The 26,980-nt window shown below is 71.0% G+C and carries 20 protein-coding genes; 16 read left to right on the plus strand and 4 right to left on the minus strand.

Features of this window, described 5'->3' with window-relative positions; translation table 11 throughout:
- Positions 1-213 precede the first annotated feature (213 nt).
- From VLK66_RS01800 to lipB, 9 genes are all read left to right on the plus strand, one after another.
- Positions 214-681, plus strand: coding sequence for an SET domain-containing protein (locus tag VLK66_RS01800; RefSeq protein ID WP_325307373.1), 468 nt, complete (start codon positions 214-216; stop codon positions 679-681).
- A gap of 108 nt (positions 682-789) precedes the next feature.
- Positions 790-1,614, plus strand: a complete 825-nt coding sequence (locus tag VLK66_RS01805; protein WP_325307375.1) for a L,D-transpeptidase — start codon at positions 790-792, stop codon at positions 1,612-1,614.
- Between the two features lie 600 nt (positions 1,615-2,214).
- On the plus strand, positions 2,215-2,949 hold the full coding sequence (locus VLK66_RS01810) for a nucleotidyltransferase domain-containing protein (protein WP_325307377.1): 735 nt from the start codon (positions 2,215-2,217) through the stop codon (positions 2,947-2,949).
- A 155-nt stretch (positions 2,950-3,104) separates the two neighbouring features.
- Positions 3,105-5,027: a penicillin-binding protein 2 gene (gene mrdA / locus VLK66_RS01815; RefSeq protein WP_325307379.1), complete on the plus strand. Its 1,923-nt coding sequence runs from the start codon at positions 3,105-3,107 to the stop codon at positions 5,025-5,027.
- Between the two features lie 221 nt (positions 5,028-5,248).
- Positions 5,249-6,325, plus strand: coding sequence for a thiamine pyrophosphate-dependent dehydrogenase E1 component subunit alpha (locus VLK66_RS01820; RefSeq protein ID WP_325307381.1), 1,077 nt, complete (start codon positions 5,249-5,251; stop codon positions 6,323-6,325).
- Complete coding sequence (locus VLK66_RS01825) at positions 6,325-7,359, plus strand: alpha-ketoacid dehydrogenase subunit beta (protein WP_325307384.1); 1,035 nt, start codon at positions 6,325-6,327, stop codon at positions 7,357-7,359. Before VLK66_RS01820 ends, VLK66_RS01825 begins: the two co-directional genes overlap by 1 nt.
- A 139-nt stretch (positions 7,360-7,498) precedes the next feature.
- Positions 7,499-8,941: a dihydrolipoamide acetyltransferase family protein gene (locus VLK66_RS01830; protein ID WP_325307386.1), complete on the plus strand. Its 1,443-nt coding sequence runs from the start codon at positions 7,499-7,501 to the stop codon at positions 8,939-8,941.
- Positions 8,942-9,212: 271 nt separating this feature from the next.
- Positions 9,213-9,917 carry a Bax inhibitor-1 family protein gene (locus VLK66_RS01835; protein WP_325307388.1) on the plus strand — a complete coding sequence of 235 codons (705 nt, stop codon included), beginning with the start codon at positions 9,213-9,215 and terminating at the stop codon, positions 9,915-9,917.
- Between the two features lie 145 nt (positions 9,918-10,062).
- Positions 10,063-10,746: a lipoyl(octanoyl) transferase LipB gene (lipB, locus tag VLK66_RS01840; RefSeq protein ID WP_325307390.1), complete on the plus strand. Its 684-nt coding sequence runs from the start codon at positions 10,063-10,065 to the stop codon at positions 10,744-10,746.
- A 534-nt stretch (positions 10,747-11,280) separates the two neighbouring features.
- Here lipB and VLK66_RS01845 read toward each other — a convergent pair.
- Positions 11,281-14,931 (minus strand): PAS domain S-box protein, encoded by a 3,651-nt coding sequence (locus VLK66_RS01845; RefSeq protein ID WP_325307392.1) that lies wholly within the window; start codon positions 14,929-14,931, stop codon positions 11,281-11,283.
- Between the two features lie 740 nt (positions 14,932-15,671).
- Positions 15,672-17,060, minus strand: coding sequence for a YhjD/YihY/BrkB family envelope integrity protein (locus tag VLK66_RS01850; protein WP_325307394.1), 1,389 nt, complete (start codon positions 17,058-17,060; stop codon positions 15,672-15,674).
- 137 nt (positions 17,061-17,197) lie between these two features.
- On the opposite strand from VLK66_RS01850, the gene VLK66_RS01855 reads away from it, so the two are divergent.
- The gene (locus tag VLK66_RS01855) at positions 17,198-17,716 is read left to right on the plus strand and encodes a bis(5'-nucleosyl)-tetraphosphatase (protein ID WP_325307396.1); all 519 of its coding nucleotides are present in this window, start codon (positions 17,198-17,200) and stop codon (positions 17,714-17,716) included.
- Positions 17,717-18,112: 396 nt separating this feature from the next.
- Here VLK66_RS01855 and VLK66_RS01860 read toward each other — a convergent pair whose 3' ends face one another.
- Both VLK66_RS01860 and VLK66_RS01865 read right to left on the minus strand, forming a co-directional pair.
- Positions 18,113-19,546 carry a sensor histidine kinase gene (locus VLK66_RS01860; protein WP_325307398.1) on the minus strand — a complete coding sequence of 478 codons (1,434 nt, stop codon included), beginning with the start codon at positions 19,544-19,546 and terminating at the stop codon, positions 18,113-18,115.
- Positions 19,543-20,235: a response regulator transcription factor gene (locus VLK66_RS01865; RefSeq protein WP_325307400.1), complete on the minus strand. Its 693-nt coding sequence runs from the start codon at positions 20,233-20,235 to the stop codon at positions 19,543-19,545. The genes VLK66_RS01860 and VLK66_RS01865 overlap by 4 nt, the downstream gene beginning before the upstream one ends.
- 275 nt (positions 20,236-20,510) lie before the next feature.
- Here VLK66_RS01865 and VLK66_RS01870 point away from each other — a divergent pair, with 275 nt between their 5' ends.
- The 6 genes from VLK66_RS01870 to VLK66_RS01895 form a co-directional block, all read left to right on the plus strand.
- Positions 20,511-22,022, plus strand: a complete 1,512-nt coding sequence (locus tag VLK66_RS01870; protein WP_325307402.1) for a trypsin-like peptidase domain-containing protein — start codon at positions 20,511-20,513, stop codon at positions 22,020-22,022.
- A gap of 345 nt (positions 22,023-22,367) precedes the next feature.
- Positions 22,368-22,784, plus strand: coding sequence for a hypothetical protein (locus tag VLK66_RS01875; RefSeq protein ID WP_325307404.1), 417 nt, complete (start codon positions 22,368-22,370; stop codon positions 22,782-22,784).
- Positions 22,785-23,007: 223 nt separating this feature from the next.
- Positions 23,008-23,871 (plus strand): deoxyribonuclease IV, encoded by an 864-nt coding sequence (locus tag VLK66_RS01880; RefSeq protein WP_325307406.1) that lies wholly within the window; start codon positions 23,008-23,010, stop codon positions 23,869-23,871.
- A gap of 382 nt (positions 23,872-24,253) precedes the next feature.
- Positions 24,254-24,604 carry a hypothetical protein gene (locus VLK66_RS01885; RefSeq protein WP_325307408.1) on the plus strand — a complete coding sequence of 117 codons (351 nt, stop codon included), beginning with the start codon at positions 24,254-24,256 and terminating at the stop codon, positions 24,602-24,604.
- Between the two features lie 183 nt (positions 24,605-24,787).
- Positions 24,788-26,086: a TonB-dependent receptor gene (locus VLK66_RS01890; protein WP_325307410.1), complete on the plus strand. Its 1,299-nt coding sequence runs from the start codon at positions 24,788-24,790 to the stop codon at positions 26,084-26,086.
- Between the two features lie 67 nt (positions 26,087-26,153).
- Positions 26,154-26,980 (plus strand): metal ABC transporter substrate-binding protein (locus VLK66_RS01895; RefSeq protein WP_325307412.1); only part of this gene is annotated, 827 nt, incomplete at its 3' end.

A 26,980-nucleotide genomic window follows, 5' to 3' on the forward strand; every position in this document is an offset into this window, starting at 1 on the left:
ATCGCTCACCATCACGGCGGGCCCTCGCAGGACCCCGAATGGAATTCGGGGGCAACAACGGCACCAAGTCCCTGCGGGACTGCGAGGCGGCTCCCGATTGCAGAGCGGAGACCTGGGGGAGGGAGGGCGGCGGCGGCCCGGGGATCGGGGGGCGGATGCGAGGCGCGTTCGCCTCCGCCTTTCTCGCGGGGGCCGGGGTGGGTAGAATGCGGGATGGCGAGAAAAAGCTTCGGGGTGCGGCAGCGCCTGGCGGTGCGGAGGTCGGGCGTGCACGGCAAGGGCGTCTTCGCGCGGGAGTTCATTCCCGCGGGCACGCGGCTGATCGAGTACACGGGCGAGCGGATCACGCAGGCCGAGAGCGACGAGCGGTATCCGTGGGACGCGGAGGCCCCCTCGTACACGCTGCTCTTCACCGTGGACGACGATCTGGTCGTGGACGGCGGCGTCGGGGGCAACCTGTCGCGCTTCATCAACCATTCGTGCGACCCCAACTGCGCGTCGGTGATCGAGGACCGCCGCATCTACATCGACGCGATCCGCGACATCCAGCCGGGGGAGGAGCTCAGCTTCGACTATCACCTGATCGTGGCCGGGCGGCACACGCCGGCGGTTAAGCGGAGCCACGCCTGCCACTGCGGCGCCGCGAACTGCCGCGGCACCATGCTGGCCCGGAAGCGCTGACGAGCCCCGTCATGGTTGGCGCAAGCGCTTTCGCGCGTTAGCTTTCCGGGGCGCCGCGGTCCCGCGGCCGAACGGTCCGGCACGAATCCCCCTCTGCCATTCAATCCGTTGAAGATCCGCACTCTCGCCGCCGCGCTCTCGCTCGCGGCGGCGCTCGCGCCGGGCGCGCGGGCCCAGACGCTCGCGCAGGACACGGCCATGGCGCCGGCGTCGCCGCTGCGCATCGACATCAACATCCCCGAAAACCGGCTGTGGCTGTACGACGGCGACAGCCTGGTGAAGGTGTACCGCATCTCGGTGGGGATGACCGGGCACGACACGCCCGACGGGCAGTTCACCATAGACCACGCGGAGTGGAACCCGTGGTGGCGGCCGCCACCGGGGCGCGCGTGGGCCCGTGACGACCACGTCACACCGCCAGGGCCCAACAACCCGATGGGCCGCGTGAAGCTGTTTTTCGCGCCGCTGTACTACATCCACGGCTCGCCGCACGTGCGGCAGATCGGCACGCCGGCGTCGCACGGGTGCATCCGCATGATGAACCCCGACGTCATCGAGCTGGCGCGCATCCTCCACGAGCACAACGGCGGGTCGCTGAGCCAGCAGCAGATCACCCGGCTGCTGGCGCGCCCGAGCCAGACCACCGGTTCGCGCATGGCCGTGCCCGTGCCGGTGACCATCCGCTACGACCCGATCGTGGTGCGCGACGGCGAGTTGCGCATCTACCGCGACGTGTACGACCGCGGCCGCATCCACGCCGAGGGCGTGTTCCAGGCGCTGATCGCCGCCGGCTACGACGCATCGAGCATCGACCGCGCGTCGGTGCGCCAGGTGCTGCAGCGCGCGTCGTCCAGCCGCACCACGTACACGGTGAAGCTGAGCGAGGTGTTCGCCGGGCTGCGTCCTGCCGGGCAGAGCGTCGCCGGACGGTAACGGCTTCGGGAGATGGTGATTCCGCCGCGGGGCGGGCCTTCGGGTCCGCCCCGCGTCTGCGTTCGGCAAACCGATGGCGAACGTGCGGCCGAGACATCGTCAACTGCGTCATCGGAAGATGGTTGGGCGCGAACGGGCGTTCGTGCCGCCCGCTGCCCTCCTTCCCACGTCGCGGCGAACCCACGGCGGAACCGCGGCCGGAAGATCGTTAACTGCGTCATCGGATGATGGTCGTGCATGGACAGGCGTTCGTGCCCGTCCGCCGGCATCTCCGACCTCGCCGGGCGATAAGTCCTCCATCATCCGCATCTCACCTTCGACGCGGACACGCACCGATGGCTCGCGCAGCACCGGAACACCCGATGACGCACTTGAGGGCGTGTCGGCCGGCGCCGGAGCTGCGGAGATGTGCGGAAGCATCCCTCGCCCAGACAGCGCCGGAACGACGTTTGCCCGCTCTGTGTCTTCAGGTCAGAACGAAGGATCGAGTCTGAACAGCCAGAGACGGATCGGGGGATGACGGAAAGCGGGCCGGGCGGGATCGATCGACGGTTGATGCATCTCCTTGCGCCGCGCGAGCATGCTTCGGCGATGGAACTGGTGCGCCGCATCCGGATCGGGGTGCCGGCGGAGCTCTGGCGCGCGTTCCTGTTCGGGTCGCGGGCGCGGGGGGAAGGACGCCCGGATTCGGATCTTGACGTCCTGCTCGTCTTCCACGCGCTGCCGCCGGACCGCGAGCCGCAGGCGGGGATCGCGGAGTGGATCGCCGACGAGGTGGCGGAGGACACGGGCGTGCCCGTCACCGTCTGGTCGGTGTCGAGGATCGACCTGGAGCGCGGCAACCGCACGCCGATGCTGGTGGATTCGCTGGACGACGGCGTCCCCCTCTGGCCGCCGGACGCGCCGCCCGTCGCGATCGACTACACGCCCGACGACGCGCTCTTCTGCGCCGCCGCGCTGCTGGACCGGGTGGAGGAGGGAAGCGCCGAGGTGGAGGAGGCGTGGGACGCCGGAGAGCCGCAGGTGGCCGCCCGCCGCATCCGCGACGACCTGGTGCGGATGTGCACGGCGATGCTGCTTCTGGACGGCATCACGCGCCCCCGCCGCTCCGAGGCCGTCGCCGCCTTCGCCGCGCGCCACGCGCCGCCGCGGGAGATGGCGCCGGTGCTGCGCTGGGCCGCCGCCTCGTTCGGCCCCGGCGGCCGCGACGGCGACGGACCCGTCCCCCCGCCCCCCGGCGGCCTCGCCGCCGCCGCATCGGCGGTCGAGGCGCTGCGCTGGCGGGTCGCCGCGCGCGGACGGGAGCTTCGGGAGGCGCTGGATCTCCAGCGCTGATGTCGAGTTGCGGCGAACGTAGTGAGTCTCGCGGAGCCCAGCGCACTTCCGCACTCACGCACTTCCGCACTCCGTGAAGGGCGCGAGACTTGCACCTCCGTGGTCCGTCCCACGTCCGCGTTACCCGAGCATCCGGCGACTTCGCCGCTACGAGAATGAAGCTCTTCCAGACCGACCGGCGGCAGCGCCGGATGCACGTGCTCACGTTCGCCATCACCTTCGTGATGTCGGTGCTGCTGACCGCGTTCTTCGCCACGCAGGTGGTGGCCGGCCACACCTACGAGGCCAAGGCGCGCGAGAACCGCCTGCGCCCGGTGGTGATCCCCGCCCCGCGCGGGACCATCCTGGACCGCAACGGCGAGGTGGTGGCCACCAGCATCACCTCGTACACCATGCAGCTCCTCCCCGGCGACAGCATGACCGTGCTGCAGACGCTGCGGGACCTGGGGCCGTTCATCGGGCTGGCCCAGAGCGACGTGGACCGGCTGATGGCCGCGCGCAACCGCCGCCCGCACGACCTGCTGGAGGTGACCGACCGGGCCACCTACTCGCAGGCCGCGGCCATCGAGGAGCGCCGCGCCGCGTTCCCCAACCTGATGGTGGTGGAGCGCCCGATGCGCTACTACCCGGCGGGCGCGGCCATCGGCCACATCGCCGGATACGTGACCGAGATCACCCGCGAGCAGCTGAACCAGCCGCGCTTCAAGAACAACGGCTACAAGCAGGGGCAGCTGGTCGGCCAGTTCGGCATCGAGAAGGCGTACGAGGACATCCTGCGCGGCCGCGACGGCGCGCGGTACGTGGAGGTGGACGCCAAGGGGCGCGTGGTGAACCCGCGCGCCTCCGTTCCCGCGCTCGACCCGCAGCCGGGGAAGCCGCTGCGGCTGACCATCGACGTGCGGCTGCAGGAGTACATCCACAGCATCTTCCCCGACACCATGAAGGGGGCCGTGGTGGCGATGGCGCCGTCGACCGGCGAGATCCTGGCGATGTACAGCCATCCCACCTTCGACCCCAACGCCTTCGTGGGGCGCATTCCGCCGGACCTGTGGCGGGCGCTGAACACCGACCCCAACAAGCCGCTGCTGAACCGCACCATCACGGCGCAGTATCCCCCCGCCTCGACCTTCAAGGTGGCCACGGCGGTGATGGGGGTGCGGCTGGGGCTGGTGACCAAGGACTCGCACATGCCCATCCCCTGCACGGGGGGGATGGCGTACGCGGGGCGCTACGCCAAGTGCTGGTGGCACGCGGGGCACGGCTCGCTGGACCTGGCGCACGCCATCGAGAAGTCGTGCAACGTGTACTTCTACCAGCTGGGGATCCGCATCGGGCTGGACAACCTGGCCAAGCTGGCCACCCGCATCGGCTTCGGGCACCGCACGGGGGTGGACCTCCCGGGCGAGATCAGCCCGGTGTTCCCGGCCAGCCAGGCGTGGTACAAGCCGCACTTCGGCGTCCCGGCGCAGCCGTCGGACGTGATGTCGCTGGCCATCGGGCAGGGGCCCAACTCGCAGACGGTGCTGAACATGGCCAGCTTCTACGCGGCCATCGCCGGCAATGGCTCGGGGGTTCCGCCGCACCTGGTGGACCTGGACTCGCTGAAGAACCGCACCCCCAACATCGCCACGGGGCTGAACCCGCAGCAGCTCACCAACATCTGGGCGGGGCTGCAGTTGGTGACGGAGGAGGACGGGACGGCGGTGCAGTCGTCGCTCGCCCGCTACAAGCTGTACGGGAAGACGGGGACCGCGCAGAACCCGCAGGGCCCCGACCACGGGTGGTTCGTGGGCTTCGCCGGGGTGCCGAACGGGACGCCGGAGATCGTGGTGGCGGTGATCGTGGAGCACGGCCTTCACGGCGACGCCGCGGCGCCGCTGGGATCGAAGATCGTGAACTTCTACCTGGACCGCGTGCACCACCACCCGTTCGACCCGATCCCCACCTGGGGCGAGCGGATGCGCGCCGGCAAGGTGCAGGGCTTCGACCCGGCGGGCCGCATCCTGGTCCCCGCGGGAATCCGCAACGCGTCGGCGGCCGAGCCGCAGCGCCAGGAGCGCCCGGGCGCCAAGAGCTGAGGAAGAACAGGGGACAGGTTACAGGGGATATGGGGACAGGGACGACCGGCGGATGTGCGCTGCCGTCTCTGTCCCCGCCGTTGTTCTGGTTCTTGCCGCCCCTGTACCCTGTTCCCTGTCCCCTATCCCTGCTTGACGCGTCCGGCGCGGAAACCCAAGTTGTCACGCTTCCACCCGCCCGGGCAGGACGCCCGCGCGGGCCACGCGAATTCGGCGGACGAATGGCGAACCGGACACCCACGAAGCGCGCCGCGGCCATCCCCCACGGGCTGGACCGCGAGCAGCTTCTGGACATGTACAGGCTGGTGCGGCTCACCCGCGCGCTCGAGGAGAAGCTGGAGCTTCTCTTCAAGCAGTCCAAGGTGATCGGCGGCCTTTTCCGCTCCCTGGGGCAGGAGGGCGAGTCGGTGGCCAGCGCCTACGCGCTGCGCCGGCGAGACGACGGGACGGGCGACGTGCTCTCGCCGCTGATCCGCAACCTGGGCTCCATGCTCACCGTTGGCGCGCGCCCCGACGAGGTGGTGCGGCAGTACATGGCCAAGGGCGACAGCCCCGCGCGCGGCAAGGAGCTGAACATCCACTTCACCGACTACCAGCGCGGCTTCATCGGGCAGATCAGCCCGCTGGGCGACCTGGTGCCGGTGATGGCGGGGGTCACGCTGACGTTCAAGCAGCGCGGCGAGGACCGCGTGGGAATGGTGTACATCGGCGACGGGGCCACCAGCACCGGCGCCTTCCACGAGGGGATCAACCTCGCCGCGGTGCAGAAGTGCCCGCTCGTCGTCATCGTCGAGAACAACGGCTGGGCCTACTCCACGCCCACGCGGATGCAGACGGCCGCGAAGAGCTTCACCGACAAGGCGGCGGGGTACGGCGTCGCGGCCGACCGCGTGGACGGCAACGACATGCTGGCCGTGTACGGCGCCGCGAAGGCCGCGGTCGACCGGGCGCGGCAGGGCGGCGGCGTCACCCTCATCCAGGTGGACACCTACCGCCGCAAGGGCCACGCGCAGCACGACGCGCACGGCTACATGGACCCGGCCGAGATCGATCGCTGGGCCACCTCGAACGACCCGATCGACCGCTACGTCGCGACGTTGACCGAGAACGGCTGGGCGCAGGCGAAGGAGCTGGCGACCATCGACGCCCGCATCGACCGCGAGCTGGACGAGATGATCGCCGGGGTGGAGCCCTCGCCGCTGCCCGACGCGGAGGAGGCGCGCACCGACGTGGTCTCCGGCGGCCCCGTGGCCGCGCCCTGGTACCGCCTATCCCCACCCGACCCCACGAAGGCCTGATGGCGACCGCGACCCGAAGCAAGCCCGAGCACGTGAGCCTCACCACGCAGCGCAAGCCCGTCACCCTGCTGGAGGCCATCCGCGAGGGGCTGTGGGAGGAGATGGAGCGCGACCCCAGCGTGTTCCTGATGGGCGAGGACATCGGCGCGTACGGCGGCGCCTTCAAGGTCACCGAGGGGATGCTGGACGCCTTCGGCAGCTTGCGCGTGGTGGACACGCCGATCAGCGAGATCGGCTTCACCGGCGCGGCGGCGGGGGCGGCGCACATGGGGATGCGTCCGGTGGTGGAGATGCAGTTCATCGACTTCATCGCCTGCGCCTACGACATGATCACCAACTACGTGGCTACCAGCCGTTACCGCGGCAGCGGCGCGGTGCCGATGGTGATCCGCGGCCCCAGCGGCGGCTACGTGCGCGGCGGGCCCTTCCACTCGCAGAACCCCGAGGCGGCGTTCTTCCACACGCCCGGCCTCAAGATCGTCTATCCGGCCACCGCGTACGACGCCAAGGGGCTGATCAAGGCGGCCATCCGCGACGACGACCCGGTGCTCTTCTTCGAGCACAAGTGGCTGTACCGCCGCCCGCAGCTGCGCGAGGTGCTGCCGGAGGAGGACTACGTGGTTCCCATCGGCAAGGCCCGGACGCACCGCGAGGGTACGGACCTGACGATCGTGACCTACGCGGCGCTGGTGCACAAGAGCGCCGAGGCGGCCGAGGTGCTGGAGAAGGAGGACGGGCTCTCGGTGGAGATCATCGACCTGCGCACCCTCCTGCCGCTGGACGACGAGGCCATCGTGGCGTCGGTGAAGAAGACGAACCGGCTGCTGATCGTGCACGAGGACACGCGCACCGGCGGGATCGCGGGCGAGATCGCCATGCGCGTGAGCGAGAAGGCGTTCGAGTGGCTGGACGCGCCGATCCAGCGGGTGACCGCGATCGACGCGCCGATCCCCTACTCGCCGCCGCTGGAGGACTACTTCCTGCCGCAGACCGACGACATCGTGAAGGCGGCGCGCTGGCTGGCGAACTACTAGGGGACAGGGGACAGGGTACAGGGGACAGGGACGAAGACTCGTCCATCTCCTGATCCTCGTCTCCGATCGGGTTTTCTTGCTGTACCCTGTCCCCTGTACCCTGTAACCTGGTTCTATCATGGCCCGAGTCGAAGTCCCGATGCCCCAGATGGGCGAGTCGATCGCCGAGGGGACCGTCTCCGTCTGGCGCAAGAAGGTGGGCGACCGCGTGGAGCGCGACGAGCCGATCATGGAGATCTCCACCGACAAGGTGGACGCCGAGATCCCGTCGCCCGTAGCCGGCGTGCTGGCCGAGATCGTGGTGAGCGAGGGGCAGACCGTGGAGGTCGGCACCGTGGTCGCCTTCATCGAGACCGAGGCCGGCGCGATGGCCACGGTTTCCGCCGCGGCGCCGTCGGATCCCGCCGCCGGCGTTCCCGGCGAGCAGCCCACCACGCTTCCCGAGGCCGCCGCCGGGCAGCCGGAGGCGCGCGAGGTGGCGAACGCCGGTGGTGCGCCGGCGCAGGCCGTGACCGCATCCAAGCAGGCGCAGGCGGGCGGCGCGTCGAGCAACGGCGGGCCGCAGACGGCCGAGGAGCGCCTGCGCACGCGCTCCACGCCGCTGGTCCGCAAGATCGCCGCGGAGCACGGGGTCGAAGTCGCGGCGGTGCAGGGGACCGGGCGCGCCGGGCGGGTGACCAAGGAAGACATCCTCAAGTACGTGGAGGAGCAGAAGGCCGCGCCCGCCGCCGCTCCGACCACCGCCGGGGCCTCCGCGGGGACGGGGGCTCCGCCCGCGCAGCGCCCCGCCGCGCCCGCCAAGGCGCCGTCGGGCGACGAGGGGCCGTTCGACTGGGACGAGTTCTACTCGCACGTCCATCACCCCGAGGTGAAGGCGGGGCCGAACGACCGCGTCGAATCGGCCGACCGCATCACCCAGATCATCGCGCAGAACATGGTGCTGTCGCGGCGCATCTCGCCGCACGTGCACTCGTATTTCGAGGTCGACTACACGCGCATCGACGGGGTGCGGAAGAAGAACAAGCGGATGTGGGACGAGCAGGGGGTGAAGGTCACCTACACGCACTTCATCGCGTGGGCGGTGGCGCGGGCGCTGCGCGAGCACCCCAAGCTGAACGCCAGCTTCGGCAACAACGAGATCATCTACCGCGCCGACGTGAACCTGGGCATCGCGGTGGCCATCGACAACGGGCTGATCGTGCCGGTGGTGAAGGGCGCCGACGAGCTTTCGCTGGTGGGGCTGGCCAAGCGGGTGAACGACGTGGGGACCCGTGCGCGCAACCGGCAGCTGAAGCCCGACGACATCCAGGGCGGAACCTTCACCATCACCAACCCGGGGATCTTCGGGACGACGATCGGCTTCCCCATCATCTCCCAGCCGCAGGTGGCCATCCTGGGCGTGGGCGGGGTGGAGATGCGGCCGGCGGTGATCAGCGACGAGTACGGCAACCACGCCATCGTCCCCCGCAAGCGCGGGTACATCTCGCTGGGCTACGACCACCGCCTGGTGAACGGCGCCGACGGCGACCAGTTCCTGGCCCGGGTGAAGCAGCTGATGGAGACCTTCCCCGAGACGGCGTGACGAAGTGCGGAAGTGCGTGAGTGCGTGAGTGCGCCGGGTCCGGAGCGGATCCGGCGCACTTCGTTCTTCACCGCAACGGCATGAGGCTCGATGAGGAGGTGTCTCTGCTTCTCGCTCCTCCGCATGACCGTTTGTAAGGTGTGGGGGATTGGGGGATGATGGCGATGCGGCGCCGTCGCTTGCGTTTACCGCGTGGCTCGTTTATGCTCCCGGCGTGTAATACCTCTCCATCAAGGCTCCTTCGCCCTTCTCCCCATCCAGAGACGAATCCATGTACGAGCAGCAGCAGGCCTACGGCTACGCCGGCCCGCGGCCGGTCATCGAGATCGACAGCGCACGGCGGGCGCAGTTCGTCACGCGCACCTACCAGCACCTGTTCTTCGCGATCCTGGGCTTCGTGCTGGTGGAGATGGCGATCTTCAAGAGCGGGATCGCGTACCCCATGGCGCAGGCGATGCTCGGCACCAGCTGGCTGCTGGTGCTGGGCGGCTTCATGGTCGCGGGTTGGCTGTTCAGCGGGATCGCCGCGCGGGCGCAGGGGAAGGGCGCGCAGTACGGCGCGCTGGCGGGGTACGTGCTGGCCGAGGCCGTGATCTTCGTCCCCATCCTGGTGATCGCCGAGATCCAGGCGCCGGGCGCCATCGCCAGCGCGGGGCTGCTGACGCTGGTGGGCTTCGGCGGGCTGACCGGGATCGCGATGAGCACGGGGAAGGACTTCACCTTCATGGGCGCCATGCTGCGGTGGATCGGCGTGGCGGCGCTGATGCTGATCACCGGCAGCGTGCTCTTCGGCTTCCAGCTGGGAATGCTGTTCTCGTTCGCGATGGTGGTGTTCGCGGGCGCCACGATCCTCTTCACCACCAGCCGCATCCTGCGCACCTACCCGGAAGACCGCTACGTCTCCGCGGCGCTGGAGCTGTTCGCGTCGGTGGCGCTGATGTTCTGGTACATCCTGCGCATCTTCTCGCGCCGGTAGGAAGAAAGTGCGGAAGTGCGGGAGTGCGGAAGTGCGCTAGGCTCGCGCGGATCCAGGCACTCGCGCACTTTCCGTATCGTCGCGCGAAACCGAAGAGCGGGACCCGGGGTTGCGCCCGGGGCCCGCTCTTTCTTCATTTCACCGCATGAGCACAGTCATCACTGAACCCGCTGCCCCGCCGCGCGCGCTGGACGTGCGCCGGCTGGGGCTGATCTCGTACGCCGACGCCCTGGCGCTGCAGGCCGACCTCGTCGCCCAGCGCCGCGCGGGCGAGATCCCCGACACGCTGCTGCTGCTGGAGCACCCGCACGTCATCACCCTGGGGAGCGGCGCGCACGACGAGAACGTGCTGGTGTCGCCCGAGGAGCGGGCGGCGCGCGGGATCGAGCTGTTCGAGACCGGCCGCGGCGGCGACGTGACCTACCACGGCCCCGGCCAGCTCGTCGGCTACCCGATCCTGGACCTGAAGCCCGACCGCCAGGACCTGCACCGCTACCTCCGCGACCTGGAGGAGATGCTGATCGGCGTGCTGGGCGAGTTCGGGCTCGTGGGCGGGCGGAAGGAGGGGCTGACGGGCGCGTGGGTGGGCGACCGGAAGGTGGCCGCGATCGGCGTGCGCGTGTCGAGCGGGTGGATCACCAGCCACGGCTTTGCGCTGAACGTGAGCACCGACCTGAGCTTCTTCGGCGCGATCGTGCCCTGCGGCATCCGCGACCACGGCGTCGGCTCCATCTCCGAGGAGATTGGCCGCCCCGTCACCCTCGCCGAGGCCGAGGCCGCCGTCGTTCGCCAGATGGGGCGCATCTTCGGCCACGTGCCGATCGGCTGACGAGGCGCATCCACGCCACGAGCGTCTGTGCGGGGTTGGGCCTCCGGGTCCGCCCCGCGTCCGCTTCCGGGCGAGCCCACGGCATCCGCGCAGCCGCGAGATCCCAAACTGCGTCATCGGAAGATGGTGTCGCGCTGGACGGGCTTCCGCGTCCACCCGCCGCCATCGTGCCGCGGACGGGTTGAGTCTGCCCTCTCTCCTGAATCGCGAAGTGATATGTCGGGAATTTCCGACATATCGATCCGCATACCCGCATCGATGTCTTCGTCGCGCGGGAACGCATCTCATCTTACGCAGTCGCCGGCCTCAGGCGCGGTTACGCACGGATGGTTGGAGGAGCACCAACCATCATTCTGATGACGCAGTTGACGGTGCTGCAGCCCGCGCCGGAGCGGCGGTGACGCGCGAGATCGGACCCATCTTCGGCCACATCGCGAAAACGAACAGTGCGTGAGTGTGTTGGGTCCACGCGGGTCCAACGCACTCACGCACTTCCGCACTTCCGCACTCACGCACTTCCGCACTTCTCGTCCGTCAGTCCTTCCCATTCCCCAGCGCACTGGCGACCGCGCCGAGGAGCTGCTCGGCGGTGAAGGGCTTGCCCAGGAAGCCGGTGCCGGGGTCCAGCACGCCGTGGCGCTGCACCGCCTCCTCGGTGTAGCCGGACATGTAGATCACGGGGACGCCCGCGCGCGCCTCGCGGAGGCGCGAGGCCAGCAGCCGCCCGCCGAGGCGCGGCATCACCACGTCCGTCACCAGCACGTCGATGCGGCCCGAATGAGCGGAGGCGACGCGCAGCGCCTCCTCGCCGTCGGCGGCCTCGAGCACGGTATAGCCGGCACGGCTCAGGACGCGCACCGCCAGCCGCCGCACCGTCACCTCGTCCTCGGCCAGCAGCACCGTCCCCGCCCCCCGCGCGGCCAGGGCGGGCGCCGCCGCCTCCGCCGTCAAAGTGGCGGGCTCGGCCACGGGGGGGAGGTAGATGCGGATGGTGGTGCCGCGCCCCAGCTCCGAGTCGATCCAGATGAAGCCGCCGCTCTGCTTCACGATCCCGTAGACGGTGGAGAGCCCCAGCCCCGTGCCGCGCCCCGCCGGCTTGGTGGTGAAGAAGGGCTCGAAGGCGCGCTCCCGTGTCTCGGCGTCCATTCCCTGCCCGGTGTCGCTCACCGCCAGCAGCACGTACGGGCCGGGGACCACGTAGGGATAGGCGCGCTTCAGGTCCTCGCCCAGCTCCTCGTTGCGCGTCTCCACCGTCAGCCGCCCGCCGGCGGGCATGGCGTCGCGCCCGTTCACGGCCAGGTTCAGGATCACCTGCTCCACCTGCCCGGGGTCGGCGCGCACCTGCCCCAGCTCGGGGTCCAGCCGCGTGGCCAGCTCCACGTCCTCGCCGATCAGGCGGCGCAGCATGCGCTCCATCTCGCGCACCACGCCGTTCAGCCCCAGCACCCGCGGCTGCAGCACCTGGCGCCGGCTGAAGGCCAGCAGCTGCCGCGTGAGCGTGGCCGCGCGGTCCGATGCCTTGCGGATCTCCTCCACGTCCTCGCGCCGCGGGTCGCCCGGGGGGATGTCGAAGAGGAGGAGCTCGGCGTTGCCGCGGATGGCGGTGAGCAGGTTGTTGAAGTCGTGCGCCACGCCCCCGGCCAGCCGCCCCACCGCGTCCATCTTCTGCGCCTGCAGCAGCTGCTGCTGCGAGGCCAGGAGCGCCTCCTCGGCCTCGCGCCGCTCGGTCACGTCGCGCGAGTTCACCACGATCCCCGTGACCGCCGGGTCGTGCAGCAGCGAGGTGCCGATCGACTCCAGCGTGCGGTACGAGCCGTCGGCCGCGCGCATGCGGAACTCCAGCCACTGCGGCTCGCCCGGCGCGCGGATGGCGCGGTCGAACACCTCCAGCACCGCGGGCACGTCGTCGGGGTGCACCAGCTCGAACAGGTACGTTCCCGCCAGCTCCTGGCGGTCGTACCCCAGCGTGCGCTCTACCGACGGGCTGGCGAAGCGCACGTCGCCGTCGCCTTCCAGCACGGTGATGATGTCGTGCGCGTTCTCGATGAGCGAGCGGAAGTGGCGCTCGCGGCGGCGCAGCGCCTCCTCGCTCTCGCGGCGCGCGGTGACGTCGCGGGTGTTGTAGACGATGCCGTTGACCGAGGCGTCGTTCAGCAGGTTGCGGGCGACCACCTCGACCACGCAGTAGCGCCCGTTGCGGTGGCGCATGCGGAACTCGGCTTCCGCCGTGCTCCCCGGCTCGCGCACCAGCCGCCCGAAGCGCTCGCGCACCCCGGCCAGGTCGTCGGGGTGCACGGTCTCCAGCGCCTGCATCCGCATCCACTCGCGCGGCGCGTACCCCGTGACCCGCTCCACCGCGGGCGACACGTAGCGCAGGGTCCCGTCCGCGTTGCCGACCGCCACCACCTCGCCCGAGGTTTCGATGAGCGCGCGGAAGTAGTCGCCGCTGCGGCGCAGCGCCGCCTCGGCCAGCCGGCGCTGGGTGACGTCGGTGATGAACCCCTCGAGCACCGTGGGGCGCCCCGGCTCGCAGACGGCCACGCCCGTCTCGGCCACCCAGCGCTCCTCGCCGCCCCGCGTGGTGATGCGGTACTCCAGCTCGAACGGGCGCCCGGCGGCCACCGCGGCCTGCACCCGGTTCCATACCAGCTGCCGGTCGGCGGGAACGATCAGGTCGCCGAAGGCCACGCCCGCGCTTCCCACCAGCTCGCCGGGGGTGTAGCCGGTGAGCGCGGTGCTGCCCTCGCTGACGAACTCCAGCGTCCAGCGGCGCTCGTTGCGGCAGCGGTAGGCCACGCCGGGAAGGTTGCCCAGCAGCGTGGACAGCTCGCGCCGGCTCTCGCGCAGCCGCGCGGCGATGCGCTCGCGCTCCACCACCAGCCCCAGCTGCGTTCCCACGTTGGTCAGCAGCCCCACCATCTCCGGGTCGGCGCGCTCCGGGCGCTCGGAGAAGAACTCCACCACCGCCGCCACCTGCCCTTCCGCGCGGACGGGAACGGCCACGGCGCCGCGGATGTGCGCGGTGCCGTGCCGCGCGAACCAGGGCGCATCGGCCACGTCTTCCACCCACACCGGCGCACCGGCCTGCACCGCGCGCCCGGGGAGCCCCTCGCCGCGCTCCAGGCGCAGCGCGCGGGTGGCCTCGCGCAACGCCGCGTAGCGCTTCCCCGCGCGCCAGATGCCGCTGGACACGAACGCGCCGTCGTCGGCGCGCACCCACACGTGGCCGGCGGCCCAGCCGGCGTGCGCGCAGATGAGCCCCAGCACCTGGCGCAGCACGTCGTCGAGCGTGGCGGCGCGGTTGGCGGCGGTGGCCACGCCGCGCAGCAGCTCCAGCGCCGCGGCCCGGCGGCGCTCGGCCTCGGCGGCGGCGCGGCGGTCGGTGACGTCGTCCACCATCGCCAGCGCGAACACGGGCTGGCCGCCGCGCCGCCGCACGCTCAGCCCCACGCGCACCCACGCCTCGCGGCCGCCGCGCCCCACCAGCCGCACCTCGCCGTCGCGACCGGCCACGCACCCTTCGTTCAGCGCGATGCGGAGGGCGGCGGCATCGTCGTCCTCATCGGGGATGAAGTCGGCGAGCGGGCGGCCGGAGAGCCGCGTGGGGCGCACGCCCAGCATCCGCGCCAGCGCCCGGTTCGCGCGCAGGATGCGGCCGCCCAGGTCCAGCACCGCCATCCCCGACGCCGAGCTCTCGAACATCGCGCGGAAGACGGCGTAGCCCGGGCGCGCGGACTCGCGCTCGGGTTTCGCGTCGGCCGCTGGTTCGACGATGGGAGATGCATCCTCCGCCGTGGGGACGAGCGCCGCGGCGTCGTCCAGCGCGGCGCGGTCCGCGGGCGTCCACTGCCGCGCGCGCGTGGCGGCCACGCCGATGCAGCCGCCGGGCAGCGGGACGGCGGCGATCGCTTTCAGCGGGCCTGCACCGTCTTCCTTCGGCAGATCGGCGACGCAGACGGGGCCGCCCGCCCGGGTGACGCGCGTGCAGAAACGGGCGAGAACGGCGCGCGCGCCCTCGCCGATCCGCTTGCCGCCGGCGTCCAGGTGAAGCGTGCCGTGGTCGTACGCAAAGGAGACGGGAACCGCGAGGGCGCGCGCGGCCAGCCGGGCCGCGGAGCGCGCGCGGCCAGCGGGGTCGTCGTGTGACGGTGCCGCTTGTGGAGTGGAGGTGCCCTGTTCAACCATCAATGAACCGCCGGCCCGACGTACGCCCACCGGACAACACGAGGGCGCGTACGGCACGCGCCTGCCCGCCTGTCCAGCCCCCGCGGATCACGGAAGGGCCATGCCACGACCCTCGGGATGCGCGGAACCGGGCGTCATCAATCTGCCGTAAAATAACTCCGTTATGACGAAATCTCAATTTGTCCAATCGATGCCTGCTGCGAGCGACGGGAGACCAACTGAAACGAATTGCTCACACGGAAGGCATCCGGACGGGCCTTTGGGTCCGCCCGCGTCCGCTCCCGGGCGAACCCATCGCGTCAGCGCAGCCGAGATATCCCAAACTGCGTCATCGGTAGATGGTATCGCGCTGGATAAGCTTCCGTGTCCGCCCGCCGATGATCGTGCTGTGGACGGGCCTCGGGTTTGTCCTTCTCTGCCGAGTCGAAATGATATGTCGGAAATTTCCGACATATTGATCCGCGGCCGCACCCACATCCTCGCCGTGCGGGAACCGCAACTCACGGAGCCGCGGCTCAAGTGCGGCTATGCACGGATGGTTAGCAGTGCGCCGAACCATCATCTTGATGACGTAGTTGACGGCGTTGTAGCCCACGTCGAAGCGGCGGGCGCGCCAGATGGGCCCGTCGTAGGCCAGATCGCCACGACGGAAAGTGCGTGAGTTCGGAAATGCACGAGTGCGCTGGATCCACGCAGGACCAGCGCACTCACGCACTTCCGCACTTCCGCACTTCAGTTAGTCAGCCCCTACGCTCCATCTCCGACGCGAACTCGCCGCCGAGGAGGATGACGGTGGAGGTGTAGTACATCCACAGCAGCAGGACGATGATGCCGCCCAGCACGCCGTACGTCTTGCTGTACGAGCCGAAGTTCGCGGCGTACAGGCGGAACCCGAGCGTCGCCAGCACCCACAGCCCCGCGGCGATGGCGGACGCCTTCAGCAGCACCAGCTTGCACCCGCGCTGATCCACGTTCGGCAGCACGTAGTACACGATCCAGAACGCGCCGACCACCAGCGCGAAGCCGAGCGGCCACTGCACCACCGTCCACACGACCCCCAGCCCGAACCCCTTCGCCAGCGCGGGCCCGGCAACGAGGACGACGCTCCCCGCGAGGAAGAGGATGCCGACGCCCAGCAGCGTGCCCAGCGCGACGGCGCGGCGCTTCACGAAGCCGCGCGCACAGTCCACGTGCCAGGCGGCGTTCAGCGTATCCTCCAGCGCCATGAACACGGCGGCGCCGGACCACATGGCCAGCAGCAGGCCCAGCGAGAGCAGGCCGGGATGGTTCTTGTGCACGACGTCGTTCACGAACCCGTTCACCAGCGCGCCCGCCTCGGCCGGCAGGTTCTGGCGGAGACTGCCCGTCAGCCAGTCCGCCGTGTCCTGCCCGCCGAACACGCCCGCGAGCCCGAACCCCGCCATCAGCAGCGGCGGGAGCGACATGAAGAAGTAGTAGGCGACCTTGGCCGCCTGGTTGGGGATGTCGTCGTTCTTGTACTTCGTCCACACGCGCTTCCACAGCGGCCACGCGAGCGGCGGCTCGGCGGCCGAGCGCACCGGGCTTCCCGCGCCGTGCGTCCCCGGCACCGGCGTGGACGCGTCGTCGGCGTCGCGGCGGGGATATCCCCCGCGCATGGAGGGCGGCGGCGGGAGCGGGGCGGGGGAGAGCGCGCGGGGAGCGCCGGCATCGGCGGCAAGGGCGGAGCGGAGCTCGGCGGCCTCGTCCTTCGCCCAGTCCCCCGTCTCGCGCAGCGTGCCGAGCGCTACCTCGGGCGCAAGGGGACGCGACCGGGCGTGCTTCAGCGCGGCGAGCAGGAGGATGACGCCGATGGTGACGAGGAGAACGCCGACGATCAGCGCGGAGAGCCAGTAGCGGCGCCCCAGCAGGTCGCCGACGCCAAAGACCAGCGCCTCGAGCAGGACCAGCGCGCCGACGGCCGCGATCGCCGCGCCCGCGGCCGCTTTCCCCGCGTCGGAGGCGAGCGAGCGGAGGTTCTGGCGCAGCTCCAGCTTCGCCAGCGCGACCTCGTGGCGGACCAGCGCCGACGCGTCCGCGCCGAGGCGCCGGAACAGCTCGCCCAGCGAGCGCTCGCCCGTGGCATCGGGGCCGGGGGTCGGATCGGTCATCTTTCCGGAGGGGGATTGGACAGACGTTGGTCGGAAAAAGCGGCACGGCGCAAAAGAGATGCCCGTTGCCTGACCATGGTTTTCGTAGCAGATTGGCGCAGGTTTTTTCGTCCTCTTGCTGCCCGCCCGGAGATTGGATGAGGAGGGTTTCGCAGACAGCCGCGGGGATCGTCCTTTTCCACCTGGTGGAAGGCGAGCGTCGCTACCTGCTGGTGCGGTCGGCGCTCACGCGGCGGCCCATCTGGGAATTCCCCAAGGGCGGGGTGGAGGCGGGCGAGACCGACGAGATCGCCGCCGAGCGCGAACTGCAGGAAGAGGCGGGGATGCGGGTGGGCGACTACCGCGTGCTCACCGGCTTCCGCGAGGAGGAGCGCTACGTGTTCACGCAGGGGAAGGGCGAGGCGCGCACGCTGATCGTGAAGCGCGTGGTGTACTTCCTGGCCGAGTCCAACACCGACGCCGTCACCATCAGCCACGAGGCCGAGGCGTACCGCTGGGCCGCGTACGACGACGCCTACCGCCTCCTCCGCTTCCCCGGCAAGCGCGCCGTCCTCGAGCGCGCCGAGGCCTTCCTGAACCGGATCGCGGCGCCGTCCGGCTCGGCCCCGACCGGCGCGGCATCGACCGGGTCAGCACCTTCCAGCGCGTCCTCGTAGCTCGTTATCTCGATCGGTATCTCGAGATTTTTTGAACGGCTTTTCTATCTGTCTTTGGATCGAATTTCCAACTGCGAACTGATGGTGCGGGCGTAGCATCTCCGCGCGGGTCCGGCGCCCGTGGAGCCCTCTCCCCGCGACTTAGAGCGCGTACCCCCTCCCGATAACGGGAGGGGGTAACTTCTTGTGGGGCGCGCAGATGGCGGGGCATGCGTCGCTTTTCGCGTGATGCGTGACCCTGTCCAGCTTGTCGGTTGGGGAGGCTTGGTCATGATGAGTTCTCCCCTCCCCCGCGGAGCGGGCGGAGGGGCTGGGGGAGGGGGCCAGCGAGGCGGGCAAGATGCTTCCCTAAAGCGCGAACCCTCTCCTCCCGATGAGGTCTCCCTCTTCCTCCCCCTACGCCTCTCCCTCCATCGCCGGGAGGCGCACGGTGAAGGTGCTGCCGCGGCCGGGCCGGCTCGCGGCGGTGATGGTGCCGCCGTGCTGCTCCGCGATCATCCGCGCGATGGCCAGGCCCAGCCCGGTGCCGCCGCTGCGCTCGCGCGCCGCGTCGGCGCGGTAGAAGCGGTCGAACACGCGCGGCAGGGCGTCGGCCGCGATCCCCGTTCCCGTGTCCGTCACCGTCACCTCCACCGTGCGCTTCGCCGGGGGGATGGGGAGCGGCGGCTGGATCTCGTCCACCGGCGGCGGCGGGGGCGGCTCGTCCACCCTCCGCGCGGCGATGGCCACGGTGCCGCGCTCGGTGAACTTCACCGCGTTGGAGACCAGGTTCAGGAAGAGGCGGCGGAGCGGCCCGGCCGAGCCCATCACCGCCAGGTCCTCCGGCGTCTCCAGCGTCACCTCCACCTCCTTTCCCATCGCCAGCGCCTCGCCCACGTCCTGCACGTCGCGCAGCACCGCGGCCAGGTCGATGCGCTCCAGCGCGGGCGCCACCGCCTGGTCGCCGCGCGCGAGCGTCAGCAGGTCCTCCACCAGCGCCAGCATCTGCTGCGTCTCGTCCATCACCTCGCCCAGCGTTTCGCGCAGCTCGTCGCTGGTGCGCTCGCGGGCCAGCGCCACCTCCGCCGTCCCCCGGATGGCGGTCAGCGGCGTGCGCAGCTCGTGGCTGGCGTCGGCGGTGAAGCTGCGCAGCGTTTCCACCGCCCGCTGCAGGCGCGCCAGCATCTCGTTGAACGAGCGCGACAGCTCGCGCAGCTCGGTGGGGTGCTCGGGCTCTTCCACCCGCCGCCCCAGCCCCGCGATCCCGATCTCCCGCGTCGCCCCCACCAGCCGGTTCAGCGGCTGCAGGATGCGGTTGGCGATGGTGTAGCCCACGCCCGCGCCCGCCAGCGCCGTGACAGGGATCAGGATCAGCGCGATGAAGGCGAACGACTTCAGCGCCCGCTTCTCCACGTCGCCGCTGCGGGCCACGAAGATCTGGATCACGTCGCCCGTGGCCAGGCGGCTGCGGCGGCGCAGCGCCTCCACCTCGCCCGGCGCGGGGGGCAGCCGCGTCTCCTCGACCGCGGTGCGGGGGATGTTGGGGGGAAGGATGAGCTGCTCGGCCGCGGCCGCCGTCTCGCGCAGCGACTGCGTGCCCGCGCGGGCGAGCGACTGCCGCAGGATCAGGTACGTCGCCACTCCGAACACGGCGAGCGCGCTCAGCAGCAGCGCCGAGTAGCCGATCACGATCTCGCGCCGCAGCGACCACGTCCGCCGCCGCTTCGGCAGGGGCGGCCCGCCGCCGTTCCCCGGCGGGCGCGCGGGCGATCCGGGTTCCGCGCCGGGTGGCCTCTCGAACATGAAGGGTGACCCGCCGGTCGGGCGCGCCTGGGGCGAAGCCGTCATCATTCCGCCATCTCCGGCTCTCCGGGGTTGCGCACCACGTAGCCCACGCCGCGCACCGTCTGGATCAGCTCGCGGTCGCGGTCCGCCAGCTTGTTGCGCAGCGAGTTCACGCACACGTCCACGATGTTGGTGCCGGGGTCGAAGCGGATCCCCCACACGTGCTCCATCAGCGTGGCGCGCGAGAGCGGGCGGTCGGCGTTGCGCATCAGGAACTCCAGCAGCGCGAACTCCTTGGGGGTGAGCTCCACGTGCGACCCGTCGCGCTTCACGTCCCGCGTCGCCGGGTCCATCTCCAGGTCGCCCACGCGCAGCGTCGCCGGCGCGCCCGTCCCCCCCGTCCGCCGCAGCAGCGCCCGCAGCCGCGCGGTCAGCTCGCTGAACTCGAACGGCTTGGTCAGGTAGTCGTCGGCCCCCGAGTCCAGCCCCGCCACCTTGTCCTCCGTCCGGTCGCGCGCGGTCAGCAGCAGCACGGGAAGGGGGATGTTGGCGGCGCGCAGGTCGCGCACCAGCTCGAAGCCGGTGCGGCCGGGGATCATCACGTCCACCACGGCGGCGTCGAAGCCCTGCTGGGTGGCGCGGTCGAACGCGGTGTCGCCGTCGCCCGCCACGTCCACCACGTAGCCCTCCTCGCGCAGCCCCTTCTGCAGGAACGAGGCGATGCGGGGGTTGTCTTCGACGATCAGGATTCGCATGGGCGGCCGCGGGATGAAGTGCGAGAGTGCGAAGGTGCGAGAGTGCGAAGGTACGAGAGTCTGAGAGTACGGATACACTCGCGTGCGTCGACGGGTCGATGTGCGGGGAAGATACACGCGAAAACGGCGGACGGCGCCACGGACGGCGGAAGATTAAGCGCGGCTAATCGCCGTCTAACCGCCGTCTAATCGCCCGGGCGAACGCGCCGGCTTCCGATCGTGTAGACTTCTCCCGTTGCAGCGAGCCACCGACGTGGAACGAGGATAGAACTACCATGCACAGCAAACTTCGCAAGCTCGCGGTACCCGGCGTGCTGGCCGCCGGGCTGGGCGCCGGCCTCACGCTGGCGGACGTGATGAAGGACCCCATCGCCGACGCCGGCGCCCAGCAGGCGCAGCCGGCCGTGTACACCGGCGCCGCCACCGCGCCCGGCTCGCCCGCGGCGCTGTCGACCGCCTTCCGCGCGGCCAGCCACGCGGCCATGAACGCCGTGGTGCAGGTGCGCACCGAGACCGCCGCGCGCACCGTGGCCCAGCAGGTGCCGCCCGAGCTCCGCGGCACCCCGTTCGAGGGGATGTTCGGCGGGCAGATGCGCGTGGCGCCGCAGGCCACCTCCGGCTCGGGGTTCATCATCAGCCCCGAGGGCTACATCGTGACCAACAACCACGTGGTCGACGGCGTCACCCGCGTGAAGGTGGTGCTGAACGACAAGCGCGAGCTGGACGCCCGCGTGGTGGGGCGCGACCCCAACACCGACATCGCGGTGCTGAAGGTGAACGGCAGCGGCCTGCCCACCGTGCGCCTGGGCGACAGCGACCAGCTGGACACCGGCGACTGGGTGCTGGCGCTGGGCTACCCGCTGGAGCTGGGGCAGACGACGACGGCGGGGATCGTGAGCGCCAAGGGGCGCAGCATCGGCATCATGCAGAGGAGCGACGCGGCCTCGTCGCCGCTGGAGCACTACATCCAGACCGACGCGGCCATCAACCCCGGCAACTCGGGCGGCCCGCTGGTTGACCTGCAGGGCCGCGTGATCGGCGTGAACAGCGCCATCGCCAGCCCCACCGGCTACTACTCGGGATACGGCTTCGCGGTGCCCATCAACCTGGCCAGGCGCGTGGCCGACGACCTGATCCGCTACGGCGTGGTGCACCGCCCCATGATGGGGGTGGAGATCCGCGACGTGACCAACGCCGACGCCGAGGTGTTCGGCCTCCCCTCGCCGGACGGCGCGGTGGTCGCGAGCGAGACCAAGGGCGCGGCGCGCGAGGCCGGGCTGCAGATGGGCGACGTGATCGTGGCGCTGGACGGGCAGCCGGTGCGCAGCCGCGGCGACCTGATGGAGGCGGTGATGCGCAAGGAGCCGGGCGACCCCATCCGCGTCGACTACGTGCGCTACGGCAGCCGCCGCTCGGCCACGCTGCGGCTGACGCAGATGGACGTGCGCCCCGCCGCCATCCAGTCCGACGCCGGGGAGGTGGCGGACGGCGACGACGCGGCCGACCGCGTGGGCTTCGCGGTCACGCAGATCACCCCGCAGATCGCGCAGCAGCTGGGCGCGCCCGGCGCGCAGGGCGTGGTGGTCTCCGGCGTGGACCCCATGGGGCCGGCGGCGGGGCAGCTGGGCCGCGGCGTCATCATCGAGCGCTTCAACGGGCGGGCGATCGGCACGGTGGCCGAGCTGCGGCAGGCGGTGGCCGCGCTGAAGCCGGGGCAGGTGGTCTCCATCACCGCGCGCTTCAACGACGGCTCGCACACCATCGTCAACTTCCGCGCGCGGAGCTGAGATGAAGAAGATGCGCGGCAGACGGCGCGGCATCCTCGTCAGCGGCGGCTGAGCGGGGCGGCGCGGCGAGGGAGGGAGATGACGGAAGCTGCGGGCCGGGGAGAGCGATCTCCCCGGCCCGCACCTGTTTACGCGTGCCGCATTGGCAACGGAATGTTGCATCCTGCCACGTTGCATTGCTGCAACATCGGGCAGGTGGACATTCCGCACGAAGGCAAATCGTTGCGCCGCAACGGTTTTTCCGATTCTCTCGGCGCGGTCCCGCGCTTGCCCCTGTGGCTGGTAACGCCGCGGCGACCCGGCCGACCCTCGCCGCGCGCCCACCTCCCAGAAACGAGTCCCCGTATGAGCACCCAGATCGAGCCCTCCGCCCGCGCCGTTTCCCTTCCGCACCGCCGCACCGGCGCCGCGGAAGCCACCTCGCTGAGCCGCGACTTCGGCGACGCGCTGCGCTCCGCGATGCGCCAGTACGTGGAGTCGATGGGCGGGGTGCCGATGATGTACCAGATCGGCGCGCTGGCGGTGCAGCCGGTGGGCTCGCGCATTCGTGTGGACGGTGGCGCGGAGTCGTGCACGGTCACGGCTCTCTTCCCCGGCATCCAGGTGCGCGCGATCGCCCGCTCGCCGGGGGGATGGTTCGCGCTGGTGCCCACCCCCGGCTTCCGCGCCGACGGAAGCGCGGTGCTCTGCTCCCCCGGCTCGCCCGCGCCGCGCGAGGCGCTTCCCGAGTGGCTGGGCTCCACGCCGCCCGTCCTGCTCTGAGGTTGGAAGTGCCGAGTGCTGAGTGCTGAGTGCTGAGTGCCGAGTGCCGAGTGCTGAGTGCTGAGTGCTGAGTGCTGAGTGCTGAGTGCTGAGTGCTGAGTGCTGAGTGCTGAGTGCTGGGAGACATCGGAAGACGGGGCGCGCGGCGGATTGACATCGCCGTGCGCCCCGTCTACCTTCGCGCGTCCACCCTCCATCCCCATAGCCGACGAGCGAGCCGAAAGTGCTGCTGGGTGCCCACGTTTCCACCGCGGGCGGATGCCGCAACGCGCCGCAGCGCGGGGCCGACATCGGCGCCACCGCCATCCAGATCTTCACCAAGCAGCCCAACCGCTGGGCCGAGGTGGAGGTGAGCGACGAGGAGTGCGACCTGTACCGCGGCGGGATCCACACCCACGGGGTGCGCTACGCCGTGGCGCACGACAGCTACCTGATCAACCTGGCCACCGCCGACCCGGTGCTGCGCGAGCGCTCGTACGCCGCCTTCCGCGGCGAGCTGCGGCGCGCGGTGCGGCTGGGGCTGGACGCGCTGGTCACCCACCCCGGCAATGCCACCGACGGCGACGTGGCGCGCGGCCTGTGGCAGAACGCCGAGCTGATCGCCCAGGCGATGGAGGAGGAGGGCGGCACGGTGGAGGTGCTGCTGGAGACCACCGCCGGCTCGGGCAAGGTGCTGGGCTCGCGCTTCGAGGAGCTGCGGGAGATGATCGACCGCATCCCGCCCGCGGTGCGCGGCCGCGTGGGCGTGTGCGTGGACACCTGCCACGTGTACGCGGCCGGGTACGACCTGCGGGGCGATTACGACGGCGTGATCGCCCAGTTCGCGGACGTGATCGGGCTGGACCGGCTGCGCTTGTTCCACCTGAACGACTCGATGACGCCGTTCGCCAGCAAGCGCGACCGCCACGCCGCCATCGGCGAGGGCTCGCTGGGCGACGAGCCCTTCCGCCGGCTGATGAACGACGAGCGCTTCGCCCACGTGCCGCGCGTGCTGGAGACGCCCAAGGAGCTGCCGGAAGATCCCAAGGACCTGGTGACGCTGGACCGGCGCAACCTGGCCAGGCTGCGGGCCTTTCTGGAGGCGTAGGAGAAGGGGACAGGGGACAGGGCGAGGAGACGGCGATCAGGGTGCGTGAGTCACCTTCGACGTGCATCGCCGATATCGCGCCCTCTCCGGCCGGCCGAGGCCGTCCACCTCTCCCGTACCGGGAGAGGTAGCTGGATGGCATCGGCGCCTGATTCTCGACCATGGCGTGAGCCAGAGTTTGAAAGGCGCACCAATGCTGGAGAGCCACCCTCTCCCGGGACGGGAGAGGGTCGCGCCCTCCGGCGCGGGGTGAGGGCGGCGCGAGGATGCGGCCCCGCACCTGCGTGAGATTCCCGGCTGTTCCAACATCGCCAGAAGTGCAACGAAGGACTGTATACTGGATACGGAACCTGACGGATCGGACCGGGGTACGCGGCGGTCCATGAACCGGTCCGGAGCCCCAACCCGTCTTCGCCGTGCCGCGCTGCTGCTCGCGGCGGCGCTGCACCTGCTCGGCATTGCCGCCGGGCCGGCGCTGCACGGGTGGCTGCGCGCGGACCCCCACCTGGCCGGCTGGTCGCAGCAGCGCGAGGAGCAGACGCTTCCCGCGCACGACGAGATGGCCTGCGTCGTCTGCCAGGCATCGGAGGGCCGCGCGCTCGCCGAGCCCTCGCACGTCCCGGCCGCCGCCGAAGCCCCGGCGTCGCGCCCGCTTTCCCCCGAAGTCTCCCTCCCCCCTGCGCCTGCGCGGATCCGCGTCCAGGCGCGAGCCCCACCCGTCTCCCTCGTCTGATTACATCTCCGCGGCCGTGGTACGGGCCGCGGCGATCGAGCTTCCGCGCCTCCTGATCGCGCGTCCGCCGCCATGAACCAGCGGCGCGGCAGCGATTCCAGGGCGCGGGGCGGGACGAGCGCATGCGCCGCGGGACCGGCCCGTGGCGCCCATGGAACGAGACCCCGTACCCGACAACCACAGATGCAGAGAACCATCTGCCTGTCCGTGCTCCTGCTGGCCGCCGCCGCGGGGAGCGCGGCCGCGCAGCAGGACACCATTCCCGCGCGCCCCGACACCACGGCCGCCGCCGTGGACAGCGCCGCCGCGGACTCGGCTGCCATCGTCCGCGAGCTGCAGGGCCAGGCCCCGGGCGCGGCCGAGGGCGCCGACGCCGTCGCCCAGCAGGGGGGCGGGCCCGCCGGCCCGGCGCAGCGCCTCCTCCCCGACATCTCCGTCGTCGGCGACTTCGTGGGCGACCTGTCCCCCGACGGGAGCACGCAGGAGGGGGGCGAGCGCGCCAGCATCCGCGAGATCGAGATCGCCGCGCAGGCCGCCGTCGATCCCTACTTCCGCGGCGACGTTTTCCTGGGGATCAGCGACCTCGAGGGGATCTCCATCGAGCAGGCGTACCTCACCACCACCAGCCTGCCGTACGGGCTGGAGGCGCGGCTGGGGCGCTTCCTGATGCCGTTCGGGAAGCTGAACACCACGCACCGCCACGACCTGCACACCATCGAGTATCCCTGGGTCATCCAGCGCTTCCTGTCTCCCGACGGGATCAAGGGGACGGGGATCTACGGGAGCAAGGTGTTCGCGCCCTTCGGCTTCTACCAGGAGCTGCAGGTGACGGCGGTGGACCGGCTGGGCGAGACGCCCGACGACCTGGTGCCCGACGTGGCCACGAACCAGCGCCTCTCCGGGCTGGGCTACTCGGCGCGGCTGCGCAACTACGTGGACCTGAGCCAGTCCACCAACTTCGAGCTGAGCTTCAGCGCCATGACGGGGAAGGTGGCGCAGCCGGTCTCGGCGCCCGTGGTCACCGAGGCGAACGCCATCGGCCAGCGGCAGACCACGGTGGGCGCGGACCTGACCTACCGCTGGCGGCCGCTGCAGCAGGGGCTCTACCGCTCGCTGATCGTGCAGGCCGAGGTGATGCGCCAGATGAACGCCGACCCCGGCTCCACCGTCACGCTGGCCGACGGGACGACGGCCACGTACCTGGGCCCGCGCCGCGACTTCACCGGCGCGTACGGCTTCGCGCGCTGGCAGCTGACGCAGCGCACCTTCCTGGGCGCGCGCTACGACTGGGTGCAGGACCCGCTGAACGACGGCGACGCGCTGAACGCGGTGTCGGGCGTCCTGGAGTTCTTCCCCAGCGAGTTCAGCAAGCTGGCCGCCTCGTACGAGCGCTACATGCCGGGCGGCGGTCTGGACGCGGTGAACCGCATCCTGCTGCAGGCCACCTTCGCGCTGGGCCCGCACAAGCCGCATCCGTTCTGAGGCTTCCGAGCACTCGAACGAACCCGATCGACCGGACGAGCATCACATTTCAGGAGAAGAGGGATAGATGAAGACGATGATGAGGAACGCGGCCGTGCTGGCCGCCGGGATGGCGGCGCTGGCCGGGCCCGCCGCGGCGCAGCGGCAGCTGAAGGTGGTGACCAGCACCACCGACCTGGCCGATCTCGCCAGCGAGGTGTGCGGCAACCGCTGCCAGGTGGTGCACATCAGCGAGGGGTTCCAGGACCCGCACTTCGTGGAGGCCAAGCCCAGCTTCATCCTGCAGCTGCGCAACGCCGACGTGTTCGCGTTCGTGGGGCTGGACCTGGAGATCGGGTGGATGCCGCTGCTGGTGCAGGGCGCCCGCAATCCGAAGATCCAGCAGGGCGGCACGGGCTACCTGGACGTGAGCACCGCCATCCGCGTGCTGGACCGGCCCACGGGGAACGTGGACCGCAGCCAGGGCGACGTGCACCCCGCCGGCAACCCGCACTACTGGCTGGACCCCGAGAACGGGCGCCGCATCGCGCGCCTCTTCCGCGACCGCTTCAGCCGGCTCTCGCCGGCCGACGCGGCCACCTTCGCGCGCAACTACGCGGCCTGGGAGGCGCGGCTGAACGCGGCCGAGCGCGGCTGGGCCCCGCAGATCGCGCAGATCCGCGGCAAGCCCGTCGTGGCCTGGCACACCAGCTGGCGCTACTTCGCCGAGTACACGGGGATGAACATCGTGGGCTTCATGGAGCCCAAGCCCGGCGTGCCGCCGTCGCCGTCGCACCTGTACCAGGTGATCCAGAAGGTGAAGAGCAGCGGCGCGAAGGCGATCATCATGGAGCCGTTCTACGATCGCAAGGTCGCCGATCTCGTCGCGAAGCAGACGGGCATCAAGGTGCTGAT

The organism is Longimicrobium sp. (assembly GCF_035474595.1).
In the GTDB taxonomy this organism is placed as follows: domain Bacteria; phylum Gemmatimonadota; class Gemmatimonadetes; order Longimicrobiales; family Longimicrobiaceae; genus Longimicrobium.

Excerpts from the sequence above, each read along its gene's own strand:
- VLK66_RS01860 (WP_325307398.1), bottom strand. The coding sequence starts at position 19,546 with ATGATGACGGCTTCGCCCCAGGCGCGCCCGACCGGCGGGTCACCCTTC.
- VLK66_RS01890 (WP_325307410.1), top strand. The coding sequence starts at position 24,788 with ATGCAGAGAACCATCTGCCTGTCCGTGCTCCTGCTGGCCGCCGCCGCG.
- VLK66_RS01875 (WP_325307404.1), top strand. The coding sequence starts at position 22,368 with ATGAGCACCCAGATCGAGCCCTCCGCCCGCGCCGTTTCCCTTCCGCAC.
- VLK66_RS01835 (WP_325307388.1), top strand. The coding sequence starts at position 9,213 with ATGTACGAGCAGCAGCAGGCCTACGGCTACGCCGGCCCGCGGCCGGTC.
- VLK66_RS01885 (WP_325307408.1), top strand. The coding sequence starts at position 24,254 with ATGAACCGGTCCGGAGCCCCAACCCGTCTTCGCCGTGCCGCGCTGCTG.
- VLK66_RS01865 (WP_325307400.1), bottom strand. The coding sequence starts at position 20,235 with ATGCGAATCCTGATCGTCGAAGACAACCCCCGCATCGCCTCGTTCCTG.
- mrdA (WP_325307379.1), top strand. The coding sequence starts at position 3,105 with ATGAAGCTCTTCCAGACCGACCGGCGGCAGCGCCGGATGCACGTGCTC.
- VLK66_RS01845 (WP_325307392.1), bottom strand. The coding sequence starts at position 14,931 with ATGGTTGAACAGGGCACCTCCACTCCACAAGCGGCACCGTCACACGAC.
- lipB (WP_325307390.1), top strand. The coding sequence starts at position 10,063 with ATGAGCACAGTCATCACTGAACCCGCTGCCCCGCCGCGCGCGCTGGAC.
- VLK66_RS01850 (WP_325307394.1), bottom strand. The coding sequence starts at position 17,060 with ATGACCGATCCGACCCCCGGCCCCGATGCCACGGGCGAGCGCTCGCTG.
- VLK66_RS01830 (WP_325307386.1), top strand. The coding sequence starts at position 7,499 with ATGCCCCAGATGGGCGAGTCGATCGCCGAGGGGACCGTCTCCGTCTGG.
- VLK66_RS01855 (WP_325307396.1), top strand. The coding sequence starts at position 17,198 with ATGAGGAGGGTTTCGCAGACAGCCGCGGGGATCGTCCTTTTCCACCTG.
- VLK66_RS01870 (WP_325307402.1), top strand. The coding sequence starts at position 20,511 with ATGCACAGCAAACTTCGCAAGCTCGCGGTACCCGGCGTGCTGGCCGCC.
- VLK66_RS01820 (WP_325307381.1), top strand. The coding sequence starts at position 5,249 with ATGGCGAACCGGACACCCACGAAGCGCGCCGCGGCCATCCCCCACGGG.
- VLK66_RS01825 (WP_325307384.1), top strand. The coding sequence starts at position 6,325 with ATGGCGACCGCGACCCGAAGCAAGCCCGAGCACGTGAGCCTCACCACG.
- VLK66_RS01800 (WP_325307373.1), top strand. The coding sequence starts at position 214 with ATGGCGAGAAAAAGCTTCGGGGTGCGGCAGCGCCTGGCGGTGCGGAGG.